This is a genomic window from Streptomyces sp. NPDC096046 (assembly GCF_040303285.1).
Taxonomy (GTDB): Bacteria; Actinomycetota; Actinomycetes; order Streptomycetales; family Streptomycetaceae; genus Streptomyces.
Window position 1 is genome coordinate 87,180 of record NZ_JBEOSZ010000014.1, and the last position, 22,063, is coordinate 109,242.

Annotated in this window: 25 protein-coding genes; 8 read left to right on the plus strand and 17 right to left on the minus strand. The window is 70.9% G+C overall.

The genetic code is table 11. The annotated features are described in order from the left end of the window. Positions 1-199: 199 nt before the first annotated feature. Positions 200-1,489 (minus strand): acetyl-CoA C-acetyltransferase, encoded by a 1,290-nt coding sequence (locus ABTX62_RS15205; RefSeq protein ID WP_352116592.1) that lies wholly within the window; start codon positions 1,487-1,489, stop codon positions 200-202. A gap of 105 nt (positions 1,490-1,594) precedes the next feature. On the opposite strand from ABTX62_RS15205, the gene ABTX62_RS15210 reads away from it, so the two are divergent. Both ABTX62_RS15210 and ABTX62_RS15215 read left to right on the plus strand, forming a co-directional pair. Then, complete coding sequence (locus tag ABTX62_RS15210) at positions 1,595-2,899, plus strand: 3-oxoacyl-ACP reductase (protein ID WP_352116593.1); 1,305 nt, start codon at positions 1,595-1,597, stop codon at positions 2,897-2,899. Next, a complete protein-coding gene (locus ABTX62_RS15215; RefSeq protein ID WP_352116594.1) occupies positions 2,899-3,750 on the plus strand; it encodes a MaoC/PaaZ C-terminal domain-containing protein in 852 nt (283 codons plus the stop codon). Before ABTX62_RS15210 ends, ABTX62_RS15215 begins: the two co-directional genes overlap by 1 nt. Here ABTX62_RS15215 and ABTX62_RS15220 read toward each other — a convergent pair. The 9 genes from ABTX62_RS15220 to ABTX62_RS15260 all read right to left on the minus strand — a co-directional run bounded on the left by ABTX62_RS15220 (position 3,738) and on the right by ABTX62_RS15260 (position 10,191). After that, positions 3,738-4,403, minus strand: a complete 666-nt coding sequence (locus ABTX62_RS15220; RefSeq protein WP_352116595.1) for a TetR/AcrR family transcriptional regulator — start codon at positions 4,401-4,403, stop codon at positions 3,738-3,740. The two genes, ABTX62_RS15215 and ABTX62_RS15220, sit on opposite strands and share 13 nt — an antisense overlap. A gap of 95 nt (positions 4,404-4,498) precedes the next feature. Next, positions 4,499-5,821 (minus strand): dicarboxylate/amino acid:cation symporter, encoded by a 1,323-nt coding sequence (locus ABTX62_RS15225; protein WP_352116596.1) that lies wholly within the window; start codon positions 5,819-5,821, stop codon positions 4,499-4,501. Positions 5,822-5,887: 66 nt separating this feature from the next. After that, positions 5,888-5,989 (minus strand): putative leader peptide, encoded by a 102-nt coding sequence (locus ABTX62_RS15230; RefSeq protein WP_352116597.1) that lies wholly within the window; start codon positions 5,987-5,989, stop codon positions 5,888-5,890. Positions 5,990-6,130: 141 nt separating this feature from the next. Continuing rightward, positions 6,131-6,430, minus strand: coding sequence for a DUF4229 domain-containing protein (locus ABTX62_RS15235; RefSeq protein WP_283973333.1), 300 nt, complete (start codon positions 6,428-6,430; stop codon positions 6,131-6,133). Between the two features lie 91 nt (positions 6,431-6,521). Next, entirely contained in the window at positions 6,522-7,046 is a 525-nt protein-coding gene (locus ABTX62_RS15240; RefSeq protein ID WP_352116598.1) for a GNAT family N-acetyltransferase, read from the minus strand. 16 nt (positions 7,047-7,062) lie between these two features. Then, on the minus strand, positions 7,063-7,713 hold the full coding sequence (locus ABTX62_RS15245; RefSeq protein ID WP_352116599.1) for a UdgX family uracil-DNA binding protein: 651 nt from the start codon (positions 7,711-7,713) through the stop codon (positions 7,063-7,065). A 101-nt stretch (positions 7,714-7,814) separates the two neighbouring features. Continuing rightward, the gene (gene mqnE / locus ABTX62_RS15250; protein ID WP_352116600.1) at positions 7,815-8,978 is read right to left on the minus strand and encodes an aminofutalosine synthase MqnE; all 1,164 of its coding nucleotides are present in this window, start codon (positions 8,976-8,978) and stop codon (positions 7,815-7,817) included. A gap of 37 nt (positions 8,979-9,015) precedes the next feature. Then, entirely contained in the window at positions 9,016-9,471 is a 456-nt protein-coding gene (locus ABTX62_RS15255) for an Lrp/AsnC family transcriptional regulator (RefSeq protein WP_283973329.1), read from the minus strand. 57 nt (positions 9,472-9,528) lie between these two features. Next, positions 9,529-10,191 (minus strand): UbiX family flavin prenyltransferase, encoded by a 663-nt coding sequence (locus ABTX62_RS15260; protein WP_352116601.1) that lies wholly within the window; start codon positions 10,189-10,191, stop codon positions 9,529-9,531. 114 nt (positions 10,192-10,305) lie between these two features. Here ABTX62_RS15260 and ABTX62_RS15265 point away from each other — a divergent pair, with 114 nt between their 5' ends. Beyond that, complete coding sequence (locus tag ABTX62_RS15265; protein WP_352116602.1) at positions 10,306-10,914, plus strand: rhomboid family intramembrane serine protease; 609 nt, start codon at positions 10,306-10,308, stop codon at positions 10,912-10,914. On the opposite strand, the gene mqnP is transcribed toward ABTX62_RS15265, so the two are convergent. Both mqnP and ABTX62_RS15275 read right to left on the minus strand, forming a co-directional pair. Next, entirely contained in the window at positions 10,915-11,817 is a 903-nt protein-coding gene (gene mqnP, locus ABTX62_RS15270) for a menaquinone biosynthesis prenyltransferase MqnP (RefSeq protein ID WP_352116603.1), read from the minus strand. Further along, positions 11,814-13,265, minus strand: coding sequence for a menaquinone biosynthesis decarboxylase (locus ABTX62_RS15275; RefSeq protein ID WP_352116604.1), 1,452 nt, complete (start codon positions 13,263-13,265; stop codon positions 11,814-11,816). Before ABTX62_RS15275 ends, mqnP begins: the two co-directional genes overlap by 4 nt. Before the next feature lie 66 nt (positions 13,266-13,331). On the opposite strand from ABTX62_RS15275, the gene ABTX62_RS15280 reads away from it, so the two are divergent. The 3 genes from ABTX62_RS15280 (at position 13,332) to ABTX62_RS15290 (ending at position 14,698) form a co-directional block, all read left to right on the plus strand. Next, positions 13,332-13,625, plus strand: coding sequence for a PLD nuclease N-terminal domain-containing protein (locus tag ABTX62_RS15280; protein ID WP_352116605.1), 294 nt, complete (start codon positions 13,332-13,334; stop codon positions 13,623-13,625). A 126-nt stretch (positions 13,626-13,751) separates the two neighbouring features. Beyond that, positions 13,752-14,357, plus strand: coding sequence for a DUF6232 family protein (locus tag ABTX62_RS15285; protein WP_352116606.1), 606 nt, complete (start codon positions 13,752-13,754; stop codon positions 14,355-14,357). After that, positions 14,354-14,698 (plus strand): hypothetical protein, encoded by a 345-nt coding sequence (locus tag ABTX62_RS15290; RefSeq protein ID WP_352116607.1) that lies wholly within the window; start codon positions 14,354-14,356, stop codon positions 14,696-14,698. The genes ABTX62_RS15285 and ABTX62_RS15290 overlap by 4 nt, the downstream gene beginning before the upstream one ends. A gap of 1 nt (position 14,699) precedes the next feature. Here the strand turns inward: ABTX62_RS15290 and ABTX62_RS15295 are convergent, their stop codons facing one another. Both ABTX62_RS15295 and ABTX62_RS15300 read right to left on the minus strand, forming a co-directional pair. Further along, entirely contained in the window at positions 14,700-14,813 is a 114-nt protein-coding gene (locus ABTX62_RS15295) for a DUF397 domain-containing protein (RefSeq protein WP_352116661.1), read from the minus strand. Then, entirely contained in the window at positions 14,761-15,720 is a 960-nt protein-coding gene (locus ABTX62_RS15300; RefSeq protein WP_352116608.1) for a helix-turn-helix domain-containing protein, read from the minus strand. The genes ABTX62_RS15295 and ABTX62_RS15300 overlap by 53 nt, the downstream gene beginning before the upstream one ends. A 106-nt stretch (positions 15,721-15,826) precedes the next feature. Here ABTX62_RS15300 and ABTX62_RS15305 point away from each other — a divergent pair, with 106 nt between their 5' ends. After that, complete coding sequence (locus ABTX62_RS15305) at positions 15,827-16,432, plus strand: DUF7848 domain-containing protein (protein WP_352116609.1); 606 nt, start codon at positions 15,827-15,829, stop codon at positions 16,430-16,432. A 434-nt stretch (positions 16,433-16,866) separates the two neighbouring features. On the opposite strand, the gene ABTX62_RS15310 is transcribed toward ABTX62_RS15305, so the two are convergent. The 3 genes from ABTX62_RS15310 to uvrA all read right to left on the minus strand — a co-directional run bounded on the left by ABTX62_RS15310 (position 16,867) and on the right by uvrA (position 21,216). After that, entirely contained in the window at positions 16,867-17,829 is a 963-nt protein-coding gene (locus ABTX62_RS15310) for a CU044_5270 family protein (protein ID WP_352116610.1), read from the minus strand. After that, positions 17,822-18,439 (minus strand): RNA polymerase sigma factor, encoded by a 618-nt coding sequence (locus ABTX62_RS15315; RefSeq protein WP_352116611.1) that lies wholly within the window; start codon positions 18,437-18,439, stop codon positions 17,822-17,824. Before ABTX62_RS15315 ends, ABTX62_RS15310 begins: the two co-directional genes overlap by 8 nt. 320 nt (positions 18,440-18,759) lie before the next feature. Further along, positions 18,760-21,216, minus strand: coding sequence for an excinuclease ABC subunit UvrA (gene uvrA / locus ABTX62_RS15320; RefSeq protein WP_352116612.1), 2,457 nt, complete (start codon positions 21,214-21,216; stop codon positions 18,760-18,762). An 81-nt stretch (positions 21,217-21,297) separates the two neighbouring features. Between uvrA and ABTX62_RS15325 the strand changes: the two genes are divergently transcribed. Continuing rightward, positions 21,298-22,059: a MerR family transcriptional regulator gene (locus ABTX62_RS15325; protein ID WP_352116613.1), complete on the plus strand. Its 762-nt coding sequence runs from the start codon at positions 21,298-21,300 to the stop codon at positions 22,057-22,059. Positions 22,060-22,063: the final 4 nt, after the last annotated feature.

Genomic DNA, 22,063 nt, shown 5'->3' on the forward strand with positions numbered 1-22,063 from the left:
GCTTGCTGCATGACGTACGTGCCTCGCACGCCGAGGCGCTCAACCGGCGAAACCCCAGAAAGTGGTTACTGCCGGTAGGAACGGGATCGTACGGCGTTCACGTGGCGGGTCTGTGCGGGTTCGGGGATGGTCCGGAGCCAGGCCTGTGCAGTATCGGGGATCGGGTGAGGGTTCTTCAGGTTCCGCGTGAGCGCCGCCCTCAGGCCCGCTCCAGGATCGCCGTCACCCCCTGCCCGCCCGCCGCGCAGACGGAGATCAGCCCCCGGGCTGGGGCGTCCCGTTCGGCGAGGAGTCGGGCCAGGGTGGCCACGATCCGGGCGCCGGTGGCGGCGAAGGGGTGGCCGGTCGCGAGGGACGAGCCGGCGACGTTCAGCCGGGCGCGGTCCACCGTGCCCAGGCCGCGCTTCTCCCAGGCGGCGAGGGTCGCCAGCACCTGGGAGGCGAACGCCTCGTGGATCTCGACGAGGTCGAAGTCGTCCAGGCCCAGCCCGGCCCGCTCCAGCATGCGCGGGACGGCGTGGGCGGGTGCCATGAGCAGCCCGTCCTCACCGCCGGCCACGTCGCCGCCCACGAAGTCGACGGCCGCCGTCTCGTGGGCGGTGAGGTACGCCAGTGGCTCCAGGCCGCGTTCGCGGGCCCAGTCCTCGCTCGCCAGCAGCACGGTCGCGGCACCGTCCGTCAGCGGGGTGGAGTTCCCGGCCGTCATGGTCGGGTCGGGGTGGTCGAGGCCGAACACCGGTTTCAGGGAGGCGAGTTTCTCCACCGTCGAGCCGGGGCGCAGGTTCTGGTCGCGGGCCAGGCCGCGGAAGGGGACCACCAGGTCCTGGAAGAAGCCGCGTTCGTACGCCGCCGCCAGCCGCTGGTGGCTGGCGGCCGCGAGTTCGTCCTGTGCCGCGCGGGCGATGCCCCACGCGCGGGCGGTGACGGCGGCGTGTTCGCCCATGGACAGGCCGGTGCGCGGTTCGGCGTTGCGCGGGATGTCGGGGACGAGGTGGGCCGGGCGGAGCTTCGCCAGGGCCTTCAGGCGCCCGCCCGGCGTCTTCGCCCGGCGGGCCTGAAGCAGGATGCGGCGCAGGGAGTCGTTGACGCCGAGGGGGGCGTCGCTGGCGGTGTCCGCGCCGCCCGCGACGGCCGATTCCGTCTGGCCGAGGGCGATCTTGTTGGCGGCGGCGATGACGGCCTGGAGGCCGGTGCCGCAGGCCTGCTGGATGTCGTAGGCGGGGGTGCGGGGGTGGAGTTTCGAGCCGAGGACGGTCTCGCGGGCCAGGTTGAAGTCGCGGCTGTGCTTGAGCACGGCCCCGGCGACGAACTCGCCGACCGCGCCGGGCTCCTGGAGTCCGTACCGCTCGACGAGGCCGTCGAGGGCGGCGGTGAGCATCTGCTGGTTGGAGGCGGTGGCGTAGGGGCCGTCGGAACGGGCGAAGGGGATGCGCGCTCCTCCGACGATCGCCACGCGCCGCACCGGCGGGGACGGCTGCTGAGGGCTCATGTCGACCTGCTCCTCGTCTGTGACGTAGCCTTACCTCCGGTAACCTTACTTCAGAGTAAGAACCTGTGGGTTTCTGTGAGCCGTCCTCGGAACTGGGAGTTGGACATGGCCGACCGCTATCTGCGCTTCACGGGTACCGCGCCCGGCCGCTTCCTCACCCGCCGGCTGGGCCTGCCGCAGCCGGCGGCGCTGACCCGCTGGTCCCCCGAGCGGCCCGCCCTGGACGGCGGTCTGCTGCATCTCACCGCCGGCCGGTCCGCCCTCGCCCTGGCGCCGGTCCTCGCCCGTACGGGGATCGGACCCGCCGGCTCCGACCGCACGGCCGCCGTCGTCCTGGACGCGACCGGCGTACGGGACGTCGAGGGACTCGCCGAGGTGCACGCGGCCCTGCATCCGGTTCTGCGGTCGGTCACCCCGAGCGGACGCGTGGTGGTGCTCGGCGCGCCGCTCGACCCCGCCGACCACCACCGGGCCGCGGCCCAGCAGGCCCTGGAGGGCTTCGCGCGCTCCCTCGGCAAGGAGATCGGCCGGGGCAGGACGGTGAACCTGCTCCGGCTCACGGACGCCGCCGCCGCGGAGTCCACTCTGCGCTTCCTGCTGTCGCCGAAGTCGGCGTACGTGAGCGGGCAGGTGATCGAGGTGGGAACACCCCACGACAGCGCTCCCCCCGACGGGGAGCGCCCCCTGGCCGGACGCACCGCCCTGGTCACCGGCGCCGCCCGCGGCATCGGAGAGGCGGTCGCCGAGACACTCGCCCGGGACGGGGCCCGGGTCGTCGTCCTGGACGTGCCGCAGGCCGAGCAGGACGCCCGGCGGGTCGCCGAGCGGCTCGGCGGCACCGCGCTGCCGCTCGACATCACGGCCGCCGACGCGGGCGCGCGGATCACCGACGCCCTGCCCGACGGCCTGGACCTGCTGATCCACAACGCGGGCGTCACCCGCGACCGGCGTCTGGTGAACATGCCCGCCGAACGCTGGAGTTCCGTCCTCGAAGTGAACCTGGGGAGCGTGCTGCGCACCACGGACGCCCTGCTGAAGGACGGGACTCTGAAGCGCGGCGGCCGGATCGTCGCCACCGCCTCGATCGCGGGGATCGCGGGCAACGCCGGGCAGACCAACTACGGGGCGAGCAAGGCGGGCGTCGTCGGCCTGGTCCGCTCCCTGGCTCCGCGTGCGCTCGCGGAGCACGGCGTGACGGTCAACGCGGTGGCGCCCGGCTTCATCGAGACGAGGATGACGGCGGCCGTCCCGCTGTTCATCCGCGAGGCGGGCCGCCGTATGAACTCCCTCGCCCAGGGCGGTCTCCCGGCCGATGTCGCCGAGACCACCGCCTGGCTGGCCCACCCGGCCTCGGGCGCGGTCAACGGCCAGGTCGTCCGCGTGTGCGGCCAGAGCCTGCTGGGGGCGTGATGGCCGCCCCCGCCGATCTCGCCCTCGTCCGGTCCCCCTCCCTCGCCCCGCTCCTCGCCCGCGGTGCCCTGCTGTCCCCCTTCAAACGCCCGCGCTCCGACGCGGAGTTCCCCCGCACCCGGCTGGTCGTGCCCGGGCTGCGCGTCGACCTCGCGCGGCTCGCGGCGTACGAGCGGGTCTGCGGGTTCCCGGCCGGGGAGGACGCGCTGCCGCTGACCTATCCGCATGTGCTCGGGTTCCCCCTGGCCATGCGGCTGATGAGCGGCCGGGACTTCCCGCTGCCGCTGCTCGGCCTGGTCCACACCTCGATCACGGTCACGCGGCACGGCCGGATGCCGGCGAGCGACGCCTACGAACTCTCGGCGTACGTCGACGGGTTGGCGCCGCACCGACGCGGTACGGAGGCCACCGTCGTCACCGAGGTGCGCGGCGGTGGGGACGTCGTGTGGGAGTCCAGGAGCACGTACCTGGCCCGGCACCGCACGCGGCACCCGGCCGCGGCCCCCCGGGAGACGCGGGCGCGCGAGCCGCTGCCCGAAGTCGCCGAATGGCGGCTCGCCGGGGACGTCGGCCGCCGCTACGGGGCCGCGTCCGGCGACCGCAACCCGATCCACCTGCACCCGCTCACGGCCCGGCTGTTCGGCTTCCCCCGGGCCATCGCCCACGGCATGTGGACGGTGGCCCGCTGCCTCGCCGCGCACGGCGTCACGGAGTGCTGCCGTCTGCGCGCGGAGTTCAGGGCACCCGTCCTGCTGCCCGGGACGGTGACGTACGCGGCGCGCGAGGGCCGGTTCGAACTGCGCGGCCGCCAGGACCGGATCCATGTGACGGGGGACGTCTACCCGGTGTGAGGGCCCGGCTGCTCCTCCGGGGGTGCCCAGGGCCGCCCGGCCATGAGGTCGCCGAGCCCGGCCCAGGCGAAGTTCATCAGAGTGGCCGCGGCCTGGTGGGCCGTGACGCCGGGGGTGGCGTTGGCCCAGGCGGCGAGCGACTCGGCGGCACCGACCAGGGCCTCGGCGAGCCCGGCGACCTCGCCCTCGGGCAGGTCGGGGTCGCGGTGGGCCTCGCGGGCGCCGACGAGGATCAGCTGCGTCACGAAGGCGACGATCTCCTCGCGCATCGCGGTGACCTCGGCGGCGAACGGCTCGCCGTGCGTGCGCGCCTGGAGGTGCAGGACGGACCACGCGTCCGGGTTCTCGGCGGTGTGCGTGAAGAAGGCGCCGAGGCCTTCCCAGAGCTGCCGGTCGGCGGGCAGGCCGCGGCGCACCCCGGCGCGCACCGCCTCGACGAGGGCCCCCGCCTCCCGGCGGATGCAGGCGGTGAAGAGGTCTTCCTTCGAGTTGAGGTACAGGTAGACCAACGGCTTGGACACGCCGGCGAGTTCGGCTATCTCGTCCATCGACGCGGCCATGTAGCCGCGTTGGCCGAAGATCCGCACGGCGGCGTCCAGCATCTGCTGCTCACGGACCGCGCGCGGCATCCGCTTGGTCTTCACGGCACCCATGGCGCTTAGCGTACGGGCCCCCTGGACGGCCCTCGCCCGGGAAGCCGGGGAAGGACCGCTCAGGGGCCCGTCGACGCGTGCGGCCGGCCGGTCGGTCAGGCGACCGCGGGGACCGGCTCCGCCTTGTCGCGCGGCTCGTCCAGCGGCTCGTCGAGCGACTCCTCCAGGGAGGAGCCGTCGGCCGTGGCGTACGCGTCGCGGTCGAGCAGGTTCTCGCGGGCGGAGACCAGCACCGGGATCAGCGCCTGCCCGGCGACGTTGGTCGCGGTGCGGATCATGTCCAGGATCGGGTCGATCGCGAGGAGCAGGCCCACGCCCTCCATCGGCAGGCCGAGGGTGGAGAGGGTGAGGGTCAGCATGACCGTCGCGCCGGTGAGACCGGCCGTGGCGGCGGAGCCGACCACCGAGACGAACGCGATCAGCAGGTAGTCGCCGATGCCGAGCTGGATGCCGAAGATCTGGGCCACGAAGATCGCGGCGATCGCCGGGTAGATCGCGGCGCAGCCGTCCATCTTGGTCGTCGCGCCGAACGGCACGGCGAAGGAGGCGTACTCCTTGGGCACGCCGAGCCGCTCGGTGACCTTCTGCGTCAGCGGCATGGTGCCCACGGACGAGCGGGAGACGAAGGCCAGCTGGATCGCGGGCCAGGCGCCCTTGAAGAACTGGACGGGGTTGACCTTGGCGACGGTCGCGAGCAGCGTCGGGTAGACGCCGAACATCACGATGAGGCAGCCGATGTAGATGTCGGCGGTGAACGTCGCGTACTTGCCGATCAGGTCCCAGCCGTAGGTGGCGATGGCGTAGCCGATCAGGCCGATGGTGCCGAGCGGGGCGAGCCGGATGACCCACCACAGCGCCTTCTGCAGCAGGCTGAGGACGGACTCGCTCAGGGTGAGGATCGGCTGGGCCTTCTCACCGAGCTGGAGCGCGGCGATACCGGCGACGGCGGCCATGAAGACGATCTGGAGCACGTTCAGCTGAGTGAACGGCGTGATGACGTCGGTCGGGACGATGCCGGTCAGGAAGTCGATCCAGGAACCGGTGCTCTTGGGCTTCCCGCCGTCCTTGGGCGTGAGGCCGGTACCGGCGCCCGGGTTGGTCAGCAGGCCGATGACCAGGCCGATGCTCACCGCGATCAGCGACGTGATCATGAACCAGAGGAGGGTGCGCGAGGCCAGGCGGGCCGCGTTGTTGACCTTCCGCAGGTTGGTGATCGAGACCAGGATCGCGAAGAAGACGAGCGGGGCGACCGCGAGCTTCAGCAGCCCGATGAAGGTGTCGCCGACCTTTTCCAGCGTCGTGACCAGCCAGGAAAGGTCCTGACTGCGGGCCAGCCAGCCGAGCAGCACACCCAGGACGAGACCGGCGAGTATCTGGGCCCAGAAGGGCACCTTGAAGGACTTCGTGTGTGAGGACACGGACTGACTCCGTTGGGGGGACGCGTAGGGGAACTGACGTGGGAGACGGCGGGGGGTTGCGTTACGTCAGGAACGACAGAAAGCGGACGCGCACCGACAGAGATCCACGTGCAGGCGCGCCACGAGCGGAACGCTCAGGGGCGAGTGGGGCGCGGCTGCCGACTTCATACGACGACCTTAACACCGGAGCTTTGAGGACCTCAAAGCCTGGCTTTGAGAGGTGATGACTCACACACACCCATACAACGCAAAGCGCCCCGTTTCCGAGCATGTACGGAAACGGGGCGCCGCGAACGCGTGTGGGGGACCTTACGAGGCCTGCCCCTGGGCCCGGGCAGTGTCGTCGGCCCCGTCCTCCTGGCTGCGGTTGGCGTCCAGGTTGGCCTTCATCCGGTCGACCCGCCGCGCGACCTGGACGGACGCCCGGTCCCGCTCCTTGCGCAGCACGACGAAGCTGATCGGCGCGGAGATCAGCAGGGCGAGCATCACGATCCACAGACCGTTGGACGCGCCGAGGCCGCGCGGGGCGAGGCCGGAGTAGACGAGGCCCCAGACGACCACGAGGCAGCCCACGAAGATCCCGAGGCGCATCAGCGTGTAGCGGAGCATCTCAATCCACTCTTCCGGTTCGAACGGTCGGAACGCACCCAAAGGGGCACCGTCCAGTGAAGCACGCCGGGGGGCCGATCTTGCAGGGGGGTCAGGCCAGGGGCAGCAGCATGACGACGTCGTCCCGGTCGTCCCCGGGGGCCACGCGGATCGCTCCGGGAATCCGCCCGACCTCCTTGTAGCCGCAGGTGGCGTAGAACCGCTCCAGCCCGAGACCGCCCCGGCAGGTCAGCCGGATCGCCTCGATCCCGTCCATGCCCCGGGCCGCGTCGGCGGCGGCGGCGAGCAGGTCGCGGCCGTAGCCCTTGCCCTGGTGACGCGGATGCACCATCACGGTGTACAGCCACAGCCAGTGGGTCATCAGGTGGTGCGTGTTGAAGGTCAGGAACGCGGTCGCCGCGACCCGCCCCGCCTCGTCGTGCCCGACGAGCAGCTTGACCCGCCCCTCCGCCATCAAGGCGAAGTGCTGTACCAGCGCGGGGCGGATCTCCTCCCGCGTCACCGGCGGCACGTACCCGACGGCGCCGCCGGCGTTGGAGACATCGGTCCACAGATCGAGCAGGCCGTCGCGCATATCGGGGGTGACGGCGGGGTCGAGTGTGAAGGTAAGGGGCATGCCGGGATTGTAGCTATTACGCCAGGGCGTCTGCCGCCACCTTCAAATCCGACACCAACCCCCGGTAGGCCGCCTCCCGGTCGTCGGACCGCAGCACCGACGACGGATGCACGGTCGGCACGAGCCGCTCCGGCCGCCCGTGGATCTCCTCCTCCAGCACGGTGCCGCGCACCTGGGTGACCCGGAAGGAGGACCCGAGCAGCGCCTTCCCGGCGGTGGCCCCCAGGACGACGATCAGCTCCGGCTCCACGACCGCGAGCTCCGCGGCGAGCCAGGGCCCGCACGCGGTCATCTCCCGCAGGGTGGGCGCCTTGTGGATCCGCCGCTTGCGGGGCTCGGCCCGGGTGAACTTGAAGTGCTTCACGGCGTTGGTGACATACGCCTCGGAGGGATCGATGCCGGCTTCCGTCAGAGCCCGGTCCAGCAGCTTCCCGGCCGGCCCGACGAACGGCTTCCCCTGCCGGTCCTCCTGATCCCCGGGCTGCTCCCCGACGAGCATGACCCGGGCGTCCTTACTCCCGTCCCCGAACACGGTCCGGGTGGCGTCCCGGTGCAACGGGCAGCCCCGGCACTGGGCAGCGGCCTTCCGCAGAGCGGGAAGCCCACCGCGCTCGGGCACAAAGGGCTCGGCGGTGTAGGCATCCTCAGGGGCCTGGGTACCGACCATGCCCTCCGGGTACCCACCGCAGGAGCGCGGGACTCCGTGGATATGCGGCTCCGCCGCGGGGCGCGACCAGCCCCACGCACCCGCGGCCGCCGACGAAGGGGTCAGACCCTCATCGGCTGCGGAGACTCACGCCTCTCAGGGTCAGGCCCGTCATACTCCCGGATGATCTCGTACCGGGTGTTCCGCTCCACCGGCCGGAACCCGGCATCGCGGATCAGATCGAGCAGGTCCTCACGCGTCAGCTTGTTCGGCGTCCCGTAGTTGTCCGCGTCGTGCGTGATCTTGTACTCGACGACCGACCCGTCCATGTCGTCGGCCCCGTGCAGCAACGCGAGCTGCGCGGTCTGCACGCCGTGCATGACCCAGAAGACCTTGACGTGCGGCACGTTGTCGAACAGCAGCCGCGACACCGCGAAGGTCTTGAGCGCCTCGGCGCCCGTCGCCATCTGCGTCCGGGCCTGGAGCCGGTTGCGGACCTTGCCGTCCCGCATGTCGACGAAGTCGTGCTGGTAGCGCAGCGGGATGAAGACCTGGAAGCCCCCGGTCTCGTCCTGCAGCTCACGCAGCCGCAGCACGTGGTCCACCCGGTGCCGGGGCTCCTCGATGTGCCCGTACAGCATCGTGCACGGGGTCTTCAGACCCTTCTCGTGCGCGAGCCGGTGGATGCGGGACCAGTCCTCCCAGTGGGTGCGGTGGTCCACGATGTGCTGCCGGACCTCCCAGTCGAAGATCTCGGCGCCACCGCCGGTCAGGGACTCCAGACCGGCGTCGATCAGCTCGTCGAGGATCTCCGACGCGCTCATCCCCGAGATGGTCTCGAAGTGGTGGATCTCCGTCGCCGTGAACGCCTTCAGCGAGACGTCCGGCAGCGCCGCCTTCAGTTCGCGCAGCGACCGCGGGTAGTAGCGCCACGGCAGGTTCGGGTGGAGCCCGTTGACGATGTGCAGCTCGGTGAGGTTGTCCGACTCCATCGCCTTGGCGAGCTTGACGGCCTCCTCGATCCGCATCGTGTACGCGTCCTTCTCTCCCGGCTTGCGCTGGAAGGAGCAGTACGCGCAGGAGGCCGTGCACACGTTGGTCATGTTGAGGTGCCGGTTGACGTTGAAGTGCACGACGTCGCCGTTCTTGCGGGTGCGCACCTCGTGCGCCAGGCCGCCGAGCCAGGCCAGGTCGTCCGACTCGTACAGCGCGATGCCGTCCTCACGGGTCAGGCGGACGCCCGCCCTGACCTTCTCCTCCAGCTCGCGCTTGAGCCCGAGATCCATGCCCACACCTTTCATCGACAACGCCCCCACCGTACGACTACTCCTCTTCCGGCAGCTCTCCGACCCGGTTCTCCCACTTGGTGGACAGCACGATGGTGGTACGCGTCCGCGAGACGCCCTTCGTGCCGCTGAGCCGCCGGATGATCTTCTCCAGGCCGTCCACGTCCGCCGCCCGCACCTTGAGCATGTACGAGTCGTCGCCGGCGATGAACCAGCAGTCCTCGATCTCCGAGAGGTCCTTCAGTCGCTGCGCCACGTCCTCGTGGTCGGTGGCGTCCGAGAGGGAGATGCCGATCAGGGCGGTGACACCGAGGCCGAGCGAGGCGGCGTCGACGGTGGCCCGGTAGCCGGTGATGACCCCGGCCGCCTCCAGCCGGTTGATGCGGTCGGTGACACTGGGTCCCGACAGTCCGACGAGGCGTCCCAGCTCCGCGTAGGAGGCCCGGCCGTTCTCCCTCAGGGCCTGGATGAGCTGCCTGTCCACCGCGTCCATTGCGATCGAAGCCTTCCGCTGAAGTTGTCGTTGAGTCCGATGAGGTTCGGGTGCCGCTCAGCCGTCGGGGTGCGCACCGCCGCCGAGTTCACCCTGCCAACGGCGGTAGAGCCGGTGCGGCACCCCCGCCGCGTCGAGTACGCGCCCGGCGACGAAGTCCACCAGGTCCTGGATGTGCGTCGCGCCCGCGTAGAAGGCGGGCGAGGCGGGCACGACCGTCGCGCCGGCGTCGTCGAGGGTGACCAGGTGCCGCAGGGTCTGGCCGTTCAGCGGGGTCTCGCGCACGGCCACGATCAGCTTGCGTCCCTCTTTGAGGGTCACGCTCGCCGCCCGCTGCAACAGGTCCTTCGACAGGCCGAGCGCGACCCCGGCCACGCTCGCCGTCGAGGCGGGCACGATGAGCATGCCCTTGGTCGGGTACGACCCCGAGGACGGCCCGGCGGCCAGGTCGCCAGCGTTCCAGTGGCGTACGGCACCGATGTCGACGGCGAAGGTGTCCGGCTTGCCGTCGGCTCCCCGGGACAGCCATTCCCGCAGGTCGGCCTGCCAGTGGGCGTCCCGGAAGGAGATCCCGGTCTCGTCCAGCAAGGTCAGCCGGGAGGCCCGGGACACCACGAGATCGACGCTCTCCCCGGCGTCCAGAAGAGCCCGCAGCACAGCAGCGGCATACGGGGTGCCGGAGGCCCCGGACACCCCTACGATCCAAGGCGTACGCGGCATCTCGCCTGGCTTGACTGGGTTCACAACACCGAGCCTATCCGGCGTCGCGGAAGGGAACCGGCCAAGGGGGGCGGGCCGTTGCACGGAAAGGACGAGCGAGCGCTGGAGGCCGCCATGTCAGACACCGGAGCCGGGTGGTCGACGAGCGACCGTGCGCCCGCCGCGATCAAGCTGATGCTGGCCTGGGTGGCGCTGCTGTGGCTGCTGGAAGTGGTGGACGTGGCGACCGGCCACGCGCTGGACGGCTTCGGTGTCACCCCGCGTGAGCCGTCCGAGCTGGCCGACGTCGTGCCCTCGGCCTTCATCCACTTCGGCTTCGCCCACCTGGCCGCGAACACCGTGCCGCTACTGGTGCTCGGCTTCCTCGCCGCGCTCACGGGCCTGCGCCGGTTCCTGCTGGTGTGCGCGCTGATCGTCGTCGTGGACGGCCTGGGTGTCTGGCTCGTCGCCCCGGACCGCACCAACACCGCGGGCGCCTCCGGCCTGATCTTCGGCCTGTTCGGCTTCCTCCTGGTCAGCGGCTTCGTCGAGCGGCGTCCCTGGGGCGTCCTGGCCGGCGTGCTGATCGCCGCGGTCTGGGGCGGCTCCATCCTCGCGGGCCTCGCCCCGACCCAGACGGGCGTCAGCTGGCAGGGCCATCTGATAGGCCTGCTCGCGGGAGTGGCGGCGGCGTTCCTGTTCCGCCGCCGCCCGCGACAGGGGCGAGCGCCCCTCGCACCGTGATCAGACGGTCAGACCCCGCACCAGCAGGTCCAGCAGCGCGCACCCGAACAGGGCGATCCCGATGAAGCCGTTGACGCTGAAGAACGCACGGTTGACGCGGGACAGATCGTGGGGCCGGACGATGGAGTGCTCGTACACGAACGCTCCGGCCACGATCAGCAGGCCGAGCCAGAAGAACGCGCCGGCGCCGGTGGCGAGGGCGTACCAGACGAACAGGGCCGTCGTCAGCGCGTGACAGACCCGGGCACCCCAGATCGCCGACGGGATGCCGAAGCGGGCGGGGACGGACATGACGCCGATCTCGCGGTCGGTCTCCACGTCCTGGCAGGCGTAGATCAGGTCGAAGCCGCCGATCCAGATGCCCACGGCCAGACCGAGGATCACCGCGTCCCAGGACCACTCCCCCGAGATCGCCAGCCAGCCGCCGACCGGGCCCATGGCCTGGGCGAGGCCGAGGATGGCCTGCGGGAAGTTCGTGAACCGCTTGCCGTACGGGTAGACCACCATCGGGATCACCGCGATGGGGGCCAGCGCCAGGCACAGCGGGTTGAGCAGGGCCGCCGCGCCGAGGAACACGGCCAGGGCGATCAGCGCACCCACCCAGGCGTGCTTCACCGACATCGCGCCCGTCACCAGCTCGCGCTGCGCCGTACGCGGGTTACGGGCGTCGATCTCCCGGTCGATGATCCGGTTGACCGCCATCGCGAAGGTGCGCAGACCGACCATGGCGATCGTGACCAGCAGCAGCCGGCCCCAGTGGACGTTCCTGTCCCACTGGTACATCGCCGTGAGCGCGGCGATGTAGGCGAAGGGCAGCGCGAAGACCGAGTGCTCGATCATCACCAGCCGCAGGAACGCCTTGGTGCGTCCCGGCTGGGGGATCGCGGCGGAAGCGGAGGTCACAGCCCGTACTCCTTCCAGCGGCGGTCCACCTTCGCCGCGGTCTCCGGGTCCGACTCCACCATGTCGGGCCAGCCGCCGTCGCGCGTGTAGCCCTCCTCGGGCCACTTCCTCGTCGCGTCGATACCGGCCTTGCCACCCCAGAACTGCTGGTAGGAGGCGTGGTCGAGGTGGTCGACCGGGCCCTCGACGATCGACAGGTCCCGGGCGTAGTCCGTGTTGCCCAGCGCCCGCCAGGCGACCTCGTGCAGGTCGTGCACGTCGCAGTCCGAGTCGACGACCACGATCAGCTTGGTCAGCGACATCATGTGCGCGCCCCAGACGGCGTGCATCACCTTCTGCGCGTGCTTCGGGTACTTCTTGTCGATCGAGACGATCGCGCAGTTGTGGAAGCCGCCCGCCTCCGGCAGGTGGTAGTCCACGATGTCCGGCACGATGATCTTCAGCAGCGGCAGGAAGAAGCGTTCCGTCGCCCGGCCCAGGGGCCCGTCCTCCGTCGGGGGCCTGCCCACGACGATCGACTGGAGCAGGGGCCGCTTCCGCATCGTGACGCAGTCGATCTTCAGCGCGGGGAAGGGCTCCTGCGGCGTGTAGAAGCCGGTGTGGTCGCCGAAGGGACCCTCGGGCAGCATCTCGCCCGGCTCCAGCCAGCCCTCGATCACGACCTCGGCCTGCGCCGGCACCTGGAGCGGCACGGTCTTGCAGTCGACCATCTCGATCCGCTTGCCCGCGAGGAACCCGGCGAACAGGTACTCGTCGATGTCCCCGGGCAGCGGCGCGGTGGAGGCGTACGTCACGGCGGGCGGGCAACCGAAGGCGATCGCGACGGGCAGCCGCTCTCCCCGGCGCGCGGCCACCTGGTAGTGGTTCCGGCTGTCCTTGTGGATCTGCCAGTGCATGCCGATGGTGCGCTGGTCGTGCCGCTGGAGCCGGTAGAGGCCCAGGTTGCGCACGCCGCTCTCCGGGTCCTTGGTGTGGGTGAGCCCCAGGTTGAAGAACGACCCGCCGTCCTTCGGCCAGGTGAACAGGGCGGGGAGCCGGTCCAGGTCCACGTCGTCCCCGGTCAGGACGATCTCCTGCACGGGGCCGTCCTTCACCTTCTTCGGCGGCACGTGCGTCATCGCGCCGAGCTTGCCGAAGGCCTCCCGCACACCGACGAACCCGTGCGGCAGCTCGGGCTTCAGCAGCCCGCCGATCCGCTCGGAGATCTCGGCGTACGACTTCAGGCCCAGGGCCTTCAGCAACCGCCGGTCCGTGCCGAACACGTTCATCGCGAGCGGCATGCTCGAACCGCGCACGTTCTCGAAGAGCAGTGCCGGGCCGCCCGCCTTCTGCACCCGGTCGACGATCTCCCCGACTTCCAGGTACGGGTCCACCTCGGCCTTGATGCGCTTGAGGTCGCCCTCGCGCTCCAGCGCCCTGAGCAGGGAGCGAAGATCGTCGTAAGCCATGGGGTCCAGTATCCCCGAGCCGCTACTCTGGCCTGGAACCGCCCACCGCTTTCGCTGAGAGGCCGCATGCTTCGGGTACTGATGTTCCTCGTGCCGCTGGCGCTGAGCGTGTACGCGTTCATCGACTGCATCAGCACCAAAGACGACGAGATCCGCCACATGCCCAAGCCGCTGTGGGCGATCCTCGTGCTGTTGTTCCCGCTCGTCGGGTCGATCTCCTGGCTGATCGCCGGCAAGAAGCGGGTGCCCGCGGCGGAGCGTCCGCGGCAGTGGGTCGCGCCCGACGACAATCCCGACTTCCTGAAGTCGCTCGACGAGGACCAGAGGAAGGACGACGACCCCAGGCGCGAGGAGTCCTGACCCGGCCGGTTCCCCACCGGGCCCGTGAAACCACTTGCCCTCGGCACACGCCGTCGTCAATGGTGTTCACGCAGTCACCGCTGCCACACCACACGCGTCGGCACTCAGGGCACTCAGGGGGACCACATGGAGACACAGCAGCCACCGGGCCAGTACGACGTGCCACCCCCGCCCGCCGCGCCGCCCCGGTCGGTGACCGACGTGGAACTGCGGGTCGGCAAAGGGCTGTTATGGGTCGGCGGAGCGGCCTACCCGCTGCGCAACATCGCCCGGGTGTACACCTTCACCCTCCACCCCAAGCGCAAGGAGGCGGTCATCCGCTTCCTCGCCCGCACCGGGATCATCCTGGCCGCGGCGGTCGGCCTGTCGATCATCGCCGGTCTGACCGTCCTCGCGGACGAGTCCACGGCCGGCGGGCTCCTCGTCTTCGTGTGGCTCGTCGCGGGCGCGGCGCTCGTCTTCTCCTTCGTCGACATGCTCTCCGTACTCACGGCACAGTCGCACTACGTGCTCGCCGTCGAGACGGCCGGCCCGTCGACAGCGATGGTGACCAGCGGCAACCCGCAGCACCTGGACCAGCTCGTGGGCTACGTCGCCGGTGCCCTGGAGAACCCGGACACCGAGTTCCGGGTGACCGTGGAGCGGCTCACGATCAGCTCGCCCACGAACTACTACTTCGGCGACAACGTCAACATGTACGGCGGCAGCGGGAACGTGGGGATCGCGGCATGAACGGCAACAACTACTACTACGGCGACAACGTCTCGATGCATGGCGGCAGCGGCAACACGGGCATCGTGAAGAACGGGGCCACGGGCGACGCGGACCCCGCCCTGCGGCTGGCCCTCGCCGAACTGATCCGTGAGGTAGGCGAGTTGCGCGACCGGTTGCCGCAGCCGAGCGCGCAGCTCATCGACGAGTCCCTGCCGGTGCTGGCCGCGGAAGCGGCGCCGCCGGCCGAGCGGCACCGTGCGCTGCTGGCCGTCGCCGCGATCGCCGCGGCCGTCGGGGCGGTGGGGCAGCCGGTGGCGGAGGCCGCGAACCGGATCCTGCAGATGGTGAGCGGACAGTAGTTCAGCGTACGGAGCCGACGAACGCCGCCCAGGCGGACCGGGTGACGACCAGGACCGGTCCGTCAAGGTTCTTGCTGTCGCGCACGGGGACGGTTTCGGGGAAACCTGGGGCTATTTCTATGCAGTTGCCGCCGTTGGCGTCGCTGTAGCTGCTCTTGATCCACGTAACCGCGCTGAGTTCGGGCTCGGTCATGATGCTCGTACCTCTCCATCACGTCGCTGATCAGAGCGGCGGACTCGGGGGCTGACAGAGCGTCCGCCCTGAGCACATCATAAGTGCGGCTATGCCGCGCGAAGAGGGCCGGATCGTCGTTGAAATGACCGCGATCGAGCGATTCCGAGTAGACCCACTCATGCCCATCGGGCAGCTTGATCAGCGACATGGATCCACTGGGTCGGAACAGGCCGAGGCGCGCGGCGGGGGCGACCTGGATCCGGATGTTGGGCCGCCGTGCGACATCGAGCAAGTGAGCGCACTGGTCCCGCATCACGGCAGGGCTGCCGATCATGTTGCGCAGGCAGCTCTCGTCGAGGACGACGATGTACAGCGGGCCGCCGTCAGCCAAGAAGCGCTGCTGGCGACTCAGTCGCGCCCGCACTCGCTCTTCCAGCTCCTCGCCCCTCACGAGCAGAGAGAACAGCGACTGCGCGTAGTCCGCAGTCTGCAACAAACCCGGGATCACCCGCTCCTGATACTCCCGAAGGGCGACCGCCTCCTCATCCATCTCCGCCCGCCGCCGGAACCAGTCCGGATGCTCCACCTGCGGGTACCAGTCGATCCGGCCCCACAGCCGGAGCAACACCCCGCCCGTGCCGAGGAGTTCGTCGCAGGTCTTGGCGAACGTGTCCTGCGGCACCCTCGTGCCCGCCTCCACCCGCGCCACATGCGAGCGGTCGCACGGGATCTGCCGTGCCAGGCCCTCCTGCGTCAGCAGGGCCGCCTCGCGGAAGTGCCGCAGCACCTCCCCGAACACGGCCGCCGTGCTCGCCCCCGACTCCGCCCCGCCGTTCCGTCGGCTCACGGCTTCCCCCCTCCGTGACAGTGCACCGGTGTCACACGCAAAGCATTGATCCGGACTGTTCCCCTGCGCAACGCTCGATACACCCAGAGTGATGGAGGTGCACGGAATGGAACCGGGAACGCTCGTCTACGACCCTCGAACGGACAGGGTCGGCGAGTACCAGGACAGGACCGGCCCGTATGTGTTGCTGCGCCCGGTCGGCGGTGGCCGGGAGTGGCAGGCGGACCCGGCGAGGATCCGGCCGGCGACCCTGGACGAGCGGCTCAGCGCGGGAGTGCGGGCGGTCAACGACCGTTCCAGGGAGGTGCTGTCGGCTGATCCGAACCGGCCTCCGCTGCCGGTACGAGGGTGCGCGGCATGTGAGGAGCTGGCCGCCCGGAGGGACACCGCGCGGGCCGCGTTCGACGGAAGTGCCGTGACGGACGCGAACGTCCTGCTGCGCAAGCACCAACGCGAAGAGCACGGTGGGGAGTCGACCGTACGCAGGATCTTCCGGTACGTGCCGTACACGATCGTCCAGGACCCGTCCGCCCTGCCCGAGTACGAGGCACACTGCGTCTCGGGCGAGGACGCGGACTGCGGAGCCGGTTCCGGGCTCCGTTCGGCACCGGCCGAGGTCGAGGAGTGGCAGCGCAGGCACACCCAGGAGACCCGGCACCTGCGCTACCGCCGCTGCTTCGCCGACTACGCGGTGCTGGAGAGGCGCGCCTGAAGGCCCGGACGGGTGTCAGGCGCGCGGTGCGGGAGACGGCAATGGCGATCACCTTGCTGCGGGTCAGCCATGGACCCCCGCCGCGTAGAGGACTCCGCCGATCGCCAGGGCGCCGCCCGCCGGTCTGAGAATGCCCCGGCTGTAGGTGTCACAGGCTCTTCCAGCACCCGGCCCTCCTGTCCGCTTCGCGAACAAGGGTTGGGACGCGACCGACGTGACTCTCCGGCCTTGCGCAGAAAGCCCGCGTGCAGATGACCTCGAACAGCGCCGCCGACACCTCCGCCAGCCCGGGGACGAGCTCCTCAGGGCTTTCATTTCTCTGTCACTGCCCTGACGGATCGCAACAGAGAAATGTGACCCACGGAAGACAGTCGTTCTTGGTCAGGCAGAGGCCCGGGTCCAAGCAGTGTCAGCCAGTGGAAAGGCCCGGGGACCTAGGGTCGCTGCCTCAAGCGGTCGACGATCGCCCACTCCACCGTGTGCGACAGCTGGATGTACGTCCTGCCGGAAGCCGTAGACCCCTCACTGCGGAAGCCCAGGAATGCATAGGATTCCGCATCGAAGATGAGGTAGCTGCCCTTCTGGGACCCCTGCCCGGTGTAAGCGATCCCCACTCCCGTGCGCCCGGCAGAGTCCTTCACGCCCGGAATCGCCTTGACTCCGGGCACCAGGGCCAGTGCCTCGTACGCTGCGGGACGCATCCCCGGGGGCAGCACCGGCTGCTTCAGGAGCTCGCCGAGCAGGAAGTAGGCGCGGAACCAGTCGAAGCCGGAGAGGTCGCCGATCGACCGGTCGGTCGTGCCGCGGGCGGAGATGATGGCCGGAACGAGCTTCTCCGGATCGGTCGGGAGCTTCTTGAGCTTGTTCCACTCCCGGGGAGGCCACACGAAGCTGCCGTCCTTCATGGGCTCCTCCCAGATCACGTTGCCGCGCTCCATGGTCAGGGAGCGCTTGGAGCCGTCCACCGAGTCCCAGTTCACGTCCACAAAGGTCTTGACCTTGCCGGTCTTCCGGTCCGTCTCCTTGATGATCCGCTTCGAGTAGATGAACTGGTCGCCGCGCGGCGCTACGGGCGTCTCCTGACTGCCCGCGTACGCCGCCGCCCCGTTCAGCACCTTCGCAGCGGCGGCGTTGCGCATCTGCGGGGCGACCGTGCCCGCGCGGTCCGGGCCTTCGCCCTCGGTGGTGATCAGCACCGCCGCCCCCGTGATCGCCATGGCGACCACCCCGGCCGTCGCAAGGCGCAGCGCGCGGCGGCGGCTGGGTCCGGTGTCGGGGTGCCGCTCCGTGCGCGTGATCGTGTTGAGCAGTCGGTGCCGGGCCTGTGCCCGGGCCGGTTCGGTGAGCGGGGACGCGTCGGCGTCCCAGTCCCGCAGGAGTTCGAGTTCGTCAGTCACGGCCGGATGCCTCTCGCAGTGTCGTCGGATCGGATCCGCCCAACGCTTCGCGTAGCTTGCTGCGGGCCCGGTGCAGTCGTGATCTGACCGTGCCGATGGGGACACCGAGGGCCTGGGCCACCTCCTCGTAGCCGAGACCGCCCCACGCCACCAGCAGCACCACGTCCCGGTGCCGCGCGGGCAGTGCGGCCAGTGCCGCCGCCAGCTCCCGGCGTACGGCCCGTGCCCCCACCCGGGCCGCAGCCCGGTCGGCCAGCGGCTCCTCGTGGTCGGCGGGAGCCGGGATGCGGGCCAGGGCCTTGAACCGGCGGGCCTCGGCCCGCCGGTGCCGGCCGACCAGGTTGGTCGCTATGCCGAACAGCCAGGGCCGGGCCCCGTCACCCGTGGCCCGCGCGGGGTCGTACCGGTGCCGCTGCTGGAAAGCAGTGGTGAAGGTCTCCGCCATGAGGTCGTCGGCCGGCTCGCCGCCGAGCCTACGGGCCAGATATCGGTGTACCGCATCCGCGTGCCGGTCGAAGAGCACGGCGAATGCCTCGGGCTCATCCCGGGACCGCACGATGACCGAGGCATCGCTGTCCACCCCCGTGCGGACGCCTGGCTCGACGGTCATCGGGGCTCCTCTCGTTCTGGGAAACGCTTCGAAGGCTTGGGCTTTCACCTCTCCTTCGCCCGTCGCCCGCGACGAGTTCCCTCGGGCCCCTGGCCGCTGGTCCCTGGTGTCCTGCTCCAGAGATCCGTCGGCAGAAGTGAGCGAGCGACTCGATGATCTCATCGGCGGTCTTGGGCCAGGCTGGGAGCGACTGCTGAACTCCCCTTCGCCCCGGTCATCCGGTAGCACGACCTGCCCCGGTCGGTCATGGACTTCAAAGTGCCCCGGGTTGCCGCTCGAGGCCCATGTCCAGCGTCAGAACAGTTGGCGCCGGAGCCGATTCAGATCCCGGGTACCCCCTGCCCCACCAGCCGCCCTCCGCCCACCCCGCCTTCCGGCCCGAGGTCGATCAGCCAGTCGGAGGCGTGGACGACGTCCAGGTTGTGCTCGACGGTGACGACCGAGTGCCCGGCGTCGACCAGGCGCTGGAGGACGTCGAGAAGGCGGGCGGTGTCCGCGGGGTGCAGGCCGGTCGTCGGTTCGTCGAGCAGGTACAGGGCGTGTCCGGTGGTCCGCCGTCCCAGCTCCCGGGCGAGTTTCAGGCGCTGGGCCTCGCCACCGGAGAGAGTGGTGGCGGGCTGGCCGAGAGGGAGGTAGCCGAGGCCGACGTCGGCCATCCGTCGCAGCCGGGCGGCCACCGGCGGGACGTCCTTGAACACCGTCACGGCCTCGTCCACCGTCGCTCGGAGCACCTCGGCGATGTCGTGGCCCTCGTGCCGGACCGACAGCACCTCCGGCCGGAAGCGGCGGCCCTTGCACGCCGGGCAGCGCACCTCCACCGCCGGGAGGAAGTGCATCGGGACGGTGAGCACGCCCGCTCCCTCGCAGCGTTCGCAGCGTCCGCCGGGCACGTTGAAGGAGAAGTGACCCGCGCTCAGGCGGCCTCGGCTGCGGGCGGCGAAGACCTCCCGGATCGGGGTGAAGACGTCCGAGTAGGTCGCCGCGTTGGAGCGCGGCATACGGCTGATCGGCTCCTGGTCGATGAGGACGACCTTGGACAGGTGCTCCCAGCCGTCGACGCCGTCGTGCTCGGCGGGCGGTTCCCCGGCACCGTGGAAGTGGCGCCGGGCGGCCCGGCCGAGGATGTCCAGCAGCAGTGTGGACTTGCCCGAGCCCGACGGGCCCGTGACCGTCACCAGGCGGCGCAGCGGAACGCGTACGGTCAGGTTCTTGAGGTTGTGGGCACGGGCCCCTCGGATCACGACGGCCGTCGCGCTGTCCCCGCGTCCCCGGGACGGCGGAACCGACAGCAGGCCGGACAGATACGCGCCGGTCACCGAGCCCTCGGTCCGGGCGACCTCCCGCGGTGTGCCCTCGGCGACGATCCGCCCGCCGTCCCGGCCCGCCCCCGGCCCGACGTCCACCAGGTGGTCGGCGGCCTTCAGGACGTCCAGGTCGTGCTCGATGACCAGCACCGTGTTGCCCAGGTCGCGGAGCCTGCGCAGGACCCGTACCAGCCGTTCGGTGTCGGAGGGGTGCAGACCGATCGTCGGCTCGTCGAGGACGTAGAGGACTCCGGTGAGGCCCGAGCCGAGCAGGGCGGCCAGCCGCAGCCGCTGGGTCTCCCCCGCCGACAGGCTCGGTGTGGACTGGTCGAGGGTGAGGTATCCGACGCCGACGTCGACGAGCCGTCCGACGCGTTCCTCCAGATCCGCGACGATCGGCTCGACGAACAGCCACTCGTCCGGTGTGACCCGGTCCCGCAACCCGCCCAGCCACGCGGCCAGTCGGTCGAGCGGGAGCCGGGCCGCCTCGACGATGCCGAGCCCGTGCACGGTCACCGCCCGGCTCTCCGCCCGCAGCCGGGTTCCGCCGCACTCGCCGCAGGGCTGCTTCACCAGGCCCTGCTGCTCGGCCCGTTCGCGGTACTCGGCGTCGTCGGCGCGCTCGCCGTAGCGGCGCAGCAGGGACGTCGCCACCCCTTCGAAACGGCCCGCCGCCACGGTCGCCGGCGGGTCGGTGCCGGGGAAGTGCCGCCGGAACTCGGGGCTTTCGACGCCGTGCAGGAGCAGATCCCGCTGTCTGTCGTCGAGTTCGCCCAGCGGCGCTTCCGCGTCGAAGGTGAAGCCGTAGTGGCCGGCGGCGGCCCGCAGTACGGGCAGGCTCCAGTCGGTGTACTTCGCGTTCCAGCCCCGCACGGCCCCCTGGGCCACCGACTTCGCGTCGTCGACCAGGCGTCGTACGTCGGGCCGGATCACCTCGCCCAGGCCGGTGCAGGCCGGGCAGGCTCCGGCGGGCTTGTTGAAGGAGAAGGAGCCCATGACCAGGCCGGGCACGGGGGTGCCGCAGTGCGGGCAGGGCCGCTGCCCGGCCTCGGCGTCCTCGTCGGCTTCGTCGGCCTCGGTGTCGTCGGTGTACGGCGGCGGGACGTCCTTGCCGCAGCCGGGGCAGGGCCGGACCCCGATCCGCGACCACAGCAGCCGCAGGTAGGTGAAGACCTCGGTGACCGTGCCGACCGTGGAGCGCGGGCTGCGGTTGGTGAGGTGCTGGTCGACGCTGATGGACGGGGACAGGCCGGTGATCGAGTCGACGGCGGGCTTGCTGACGAAGCCGGTGACCATGCCCAGCGACTCCAGGTACTGCCGCTGGCCCTCCCGGTGGAGGGTGTCGAACGCGAGGGTGGACTTGCCGGAGCCGGACAGGCCGGTCAGCACGACCAGCTTGTTCTTCGGCAGGGAGAGGGAGACGTTCTTGAGGTTGTTCAGGCGGGCGCCGGTGACGCGGATGCAGTCGTCCATTCCTTCAAGTCTTCCATTGAAGTGCGGTGTTGAGACTTGAGAGCTCCCTTCGGCCGGGTTGCTGCCGTAACCTTCAAATCGATGACGAACGACCGCCGTCTGCGACCCGTCGACCTGGCCCGGCTGGCCGGTGTCTCGACGCAGCAGATCCGCAACTACGAGGACGCCGGGGTGCTCCCGCCGGCCGCGCGCACCGCGTCCGGCTACCGTGTCTTCGGGGAGATGCATCGCGGCGCGCTGCTGGCGTACCGGACGCTGATGCGGGGGTACGGGCCGGTGACGGCGACGGCGATCATGCGGGCCCTGCACGAGGGGGATGTCCCGGGCGCGCTCGCGCTGGTCGACGCCGCGCATGCCGCTCTGCACGAGGAGCGGGTGTCGCTGCGGGCGGCGAGCGAGGCACTGGAGCTGCTGGCGGCGGAGCCGCCCGCCCCCCTGCCGCGCTCGGGCGGCCTGCGCATCGGCGAGGTGGCCGTGCTGCTGGGCGTACGGACGTCGGCGCTGCGCGTGTGGGAGGGGGCCGGGCTGCTCTCGCCGGGGCGCGAACGCGGCACGGGCTACCGGGTGTACCAGCCCGCCGACGTGCGCGACGCCCGGCTCGTGCACACCCTGCGCCGCAGCCACTACCTCTTCGACCAGATCAGGCCGGTGCTGGATGGGCTGCGGCGGGAGGGCAGCAGCGCGGCGCTGCGGGCGGCCGTCGCGGCCCGCGGCCAGGCGCTGACGGCCCGCACCAGGGCCATGATCGAGGGCGCGGGCGCCCTGCACGCCTACCTCGACCGGTGCACCGCGGCCGGGACGACGAATGGCTCAACAACGGCTGGTCCCCGGTTGCACACGTGAGGAC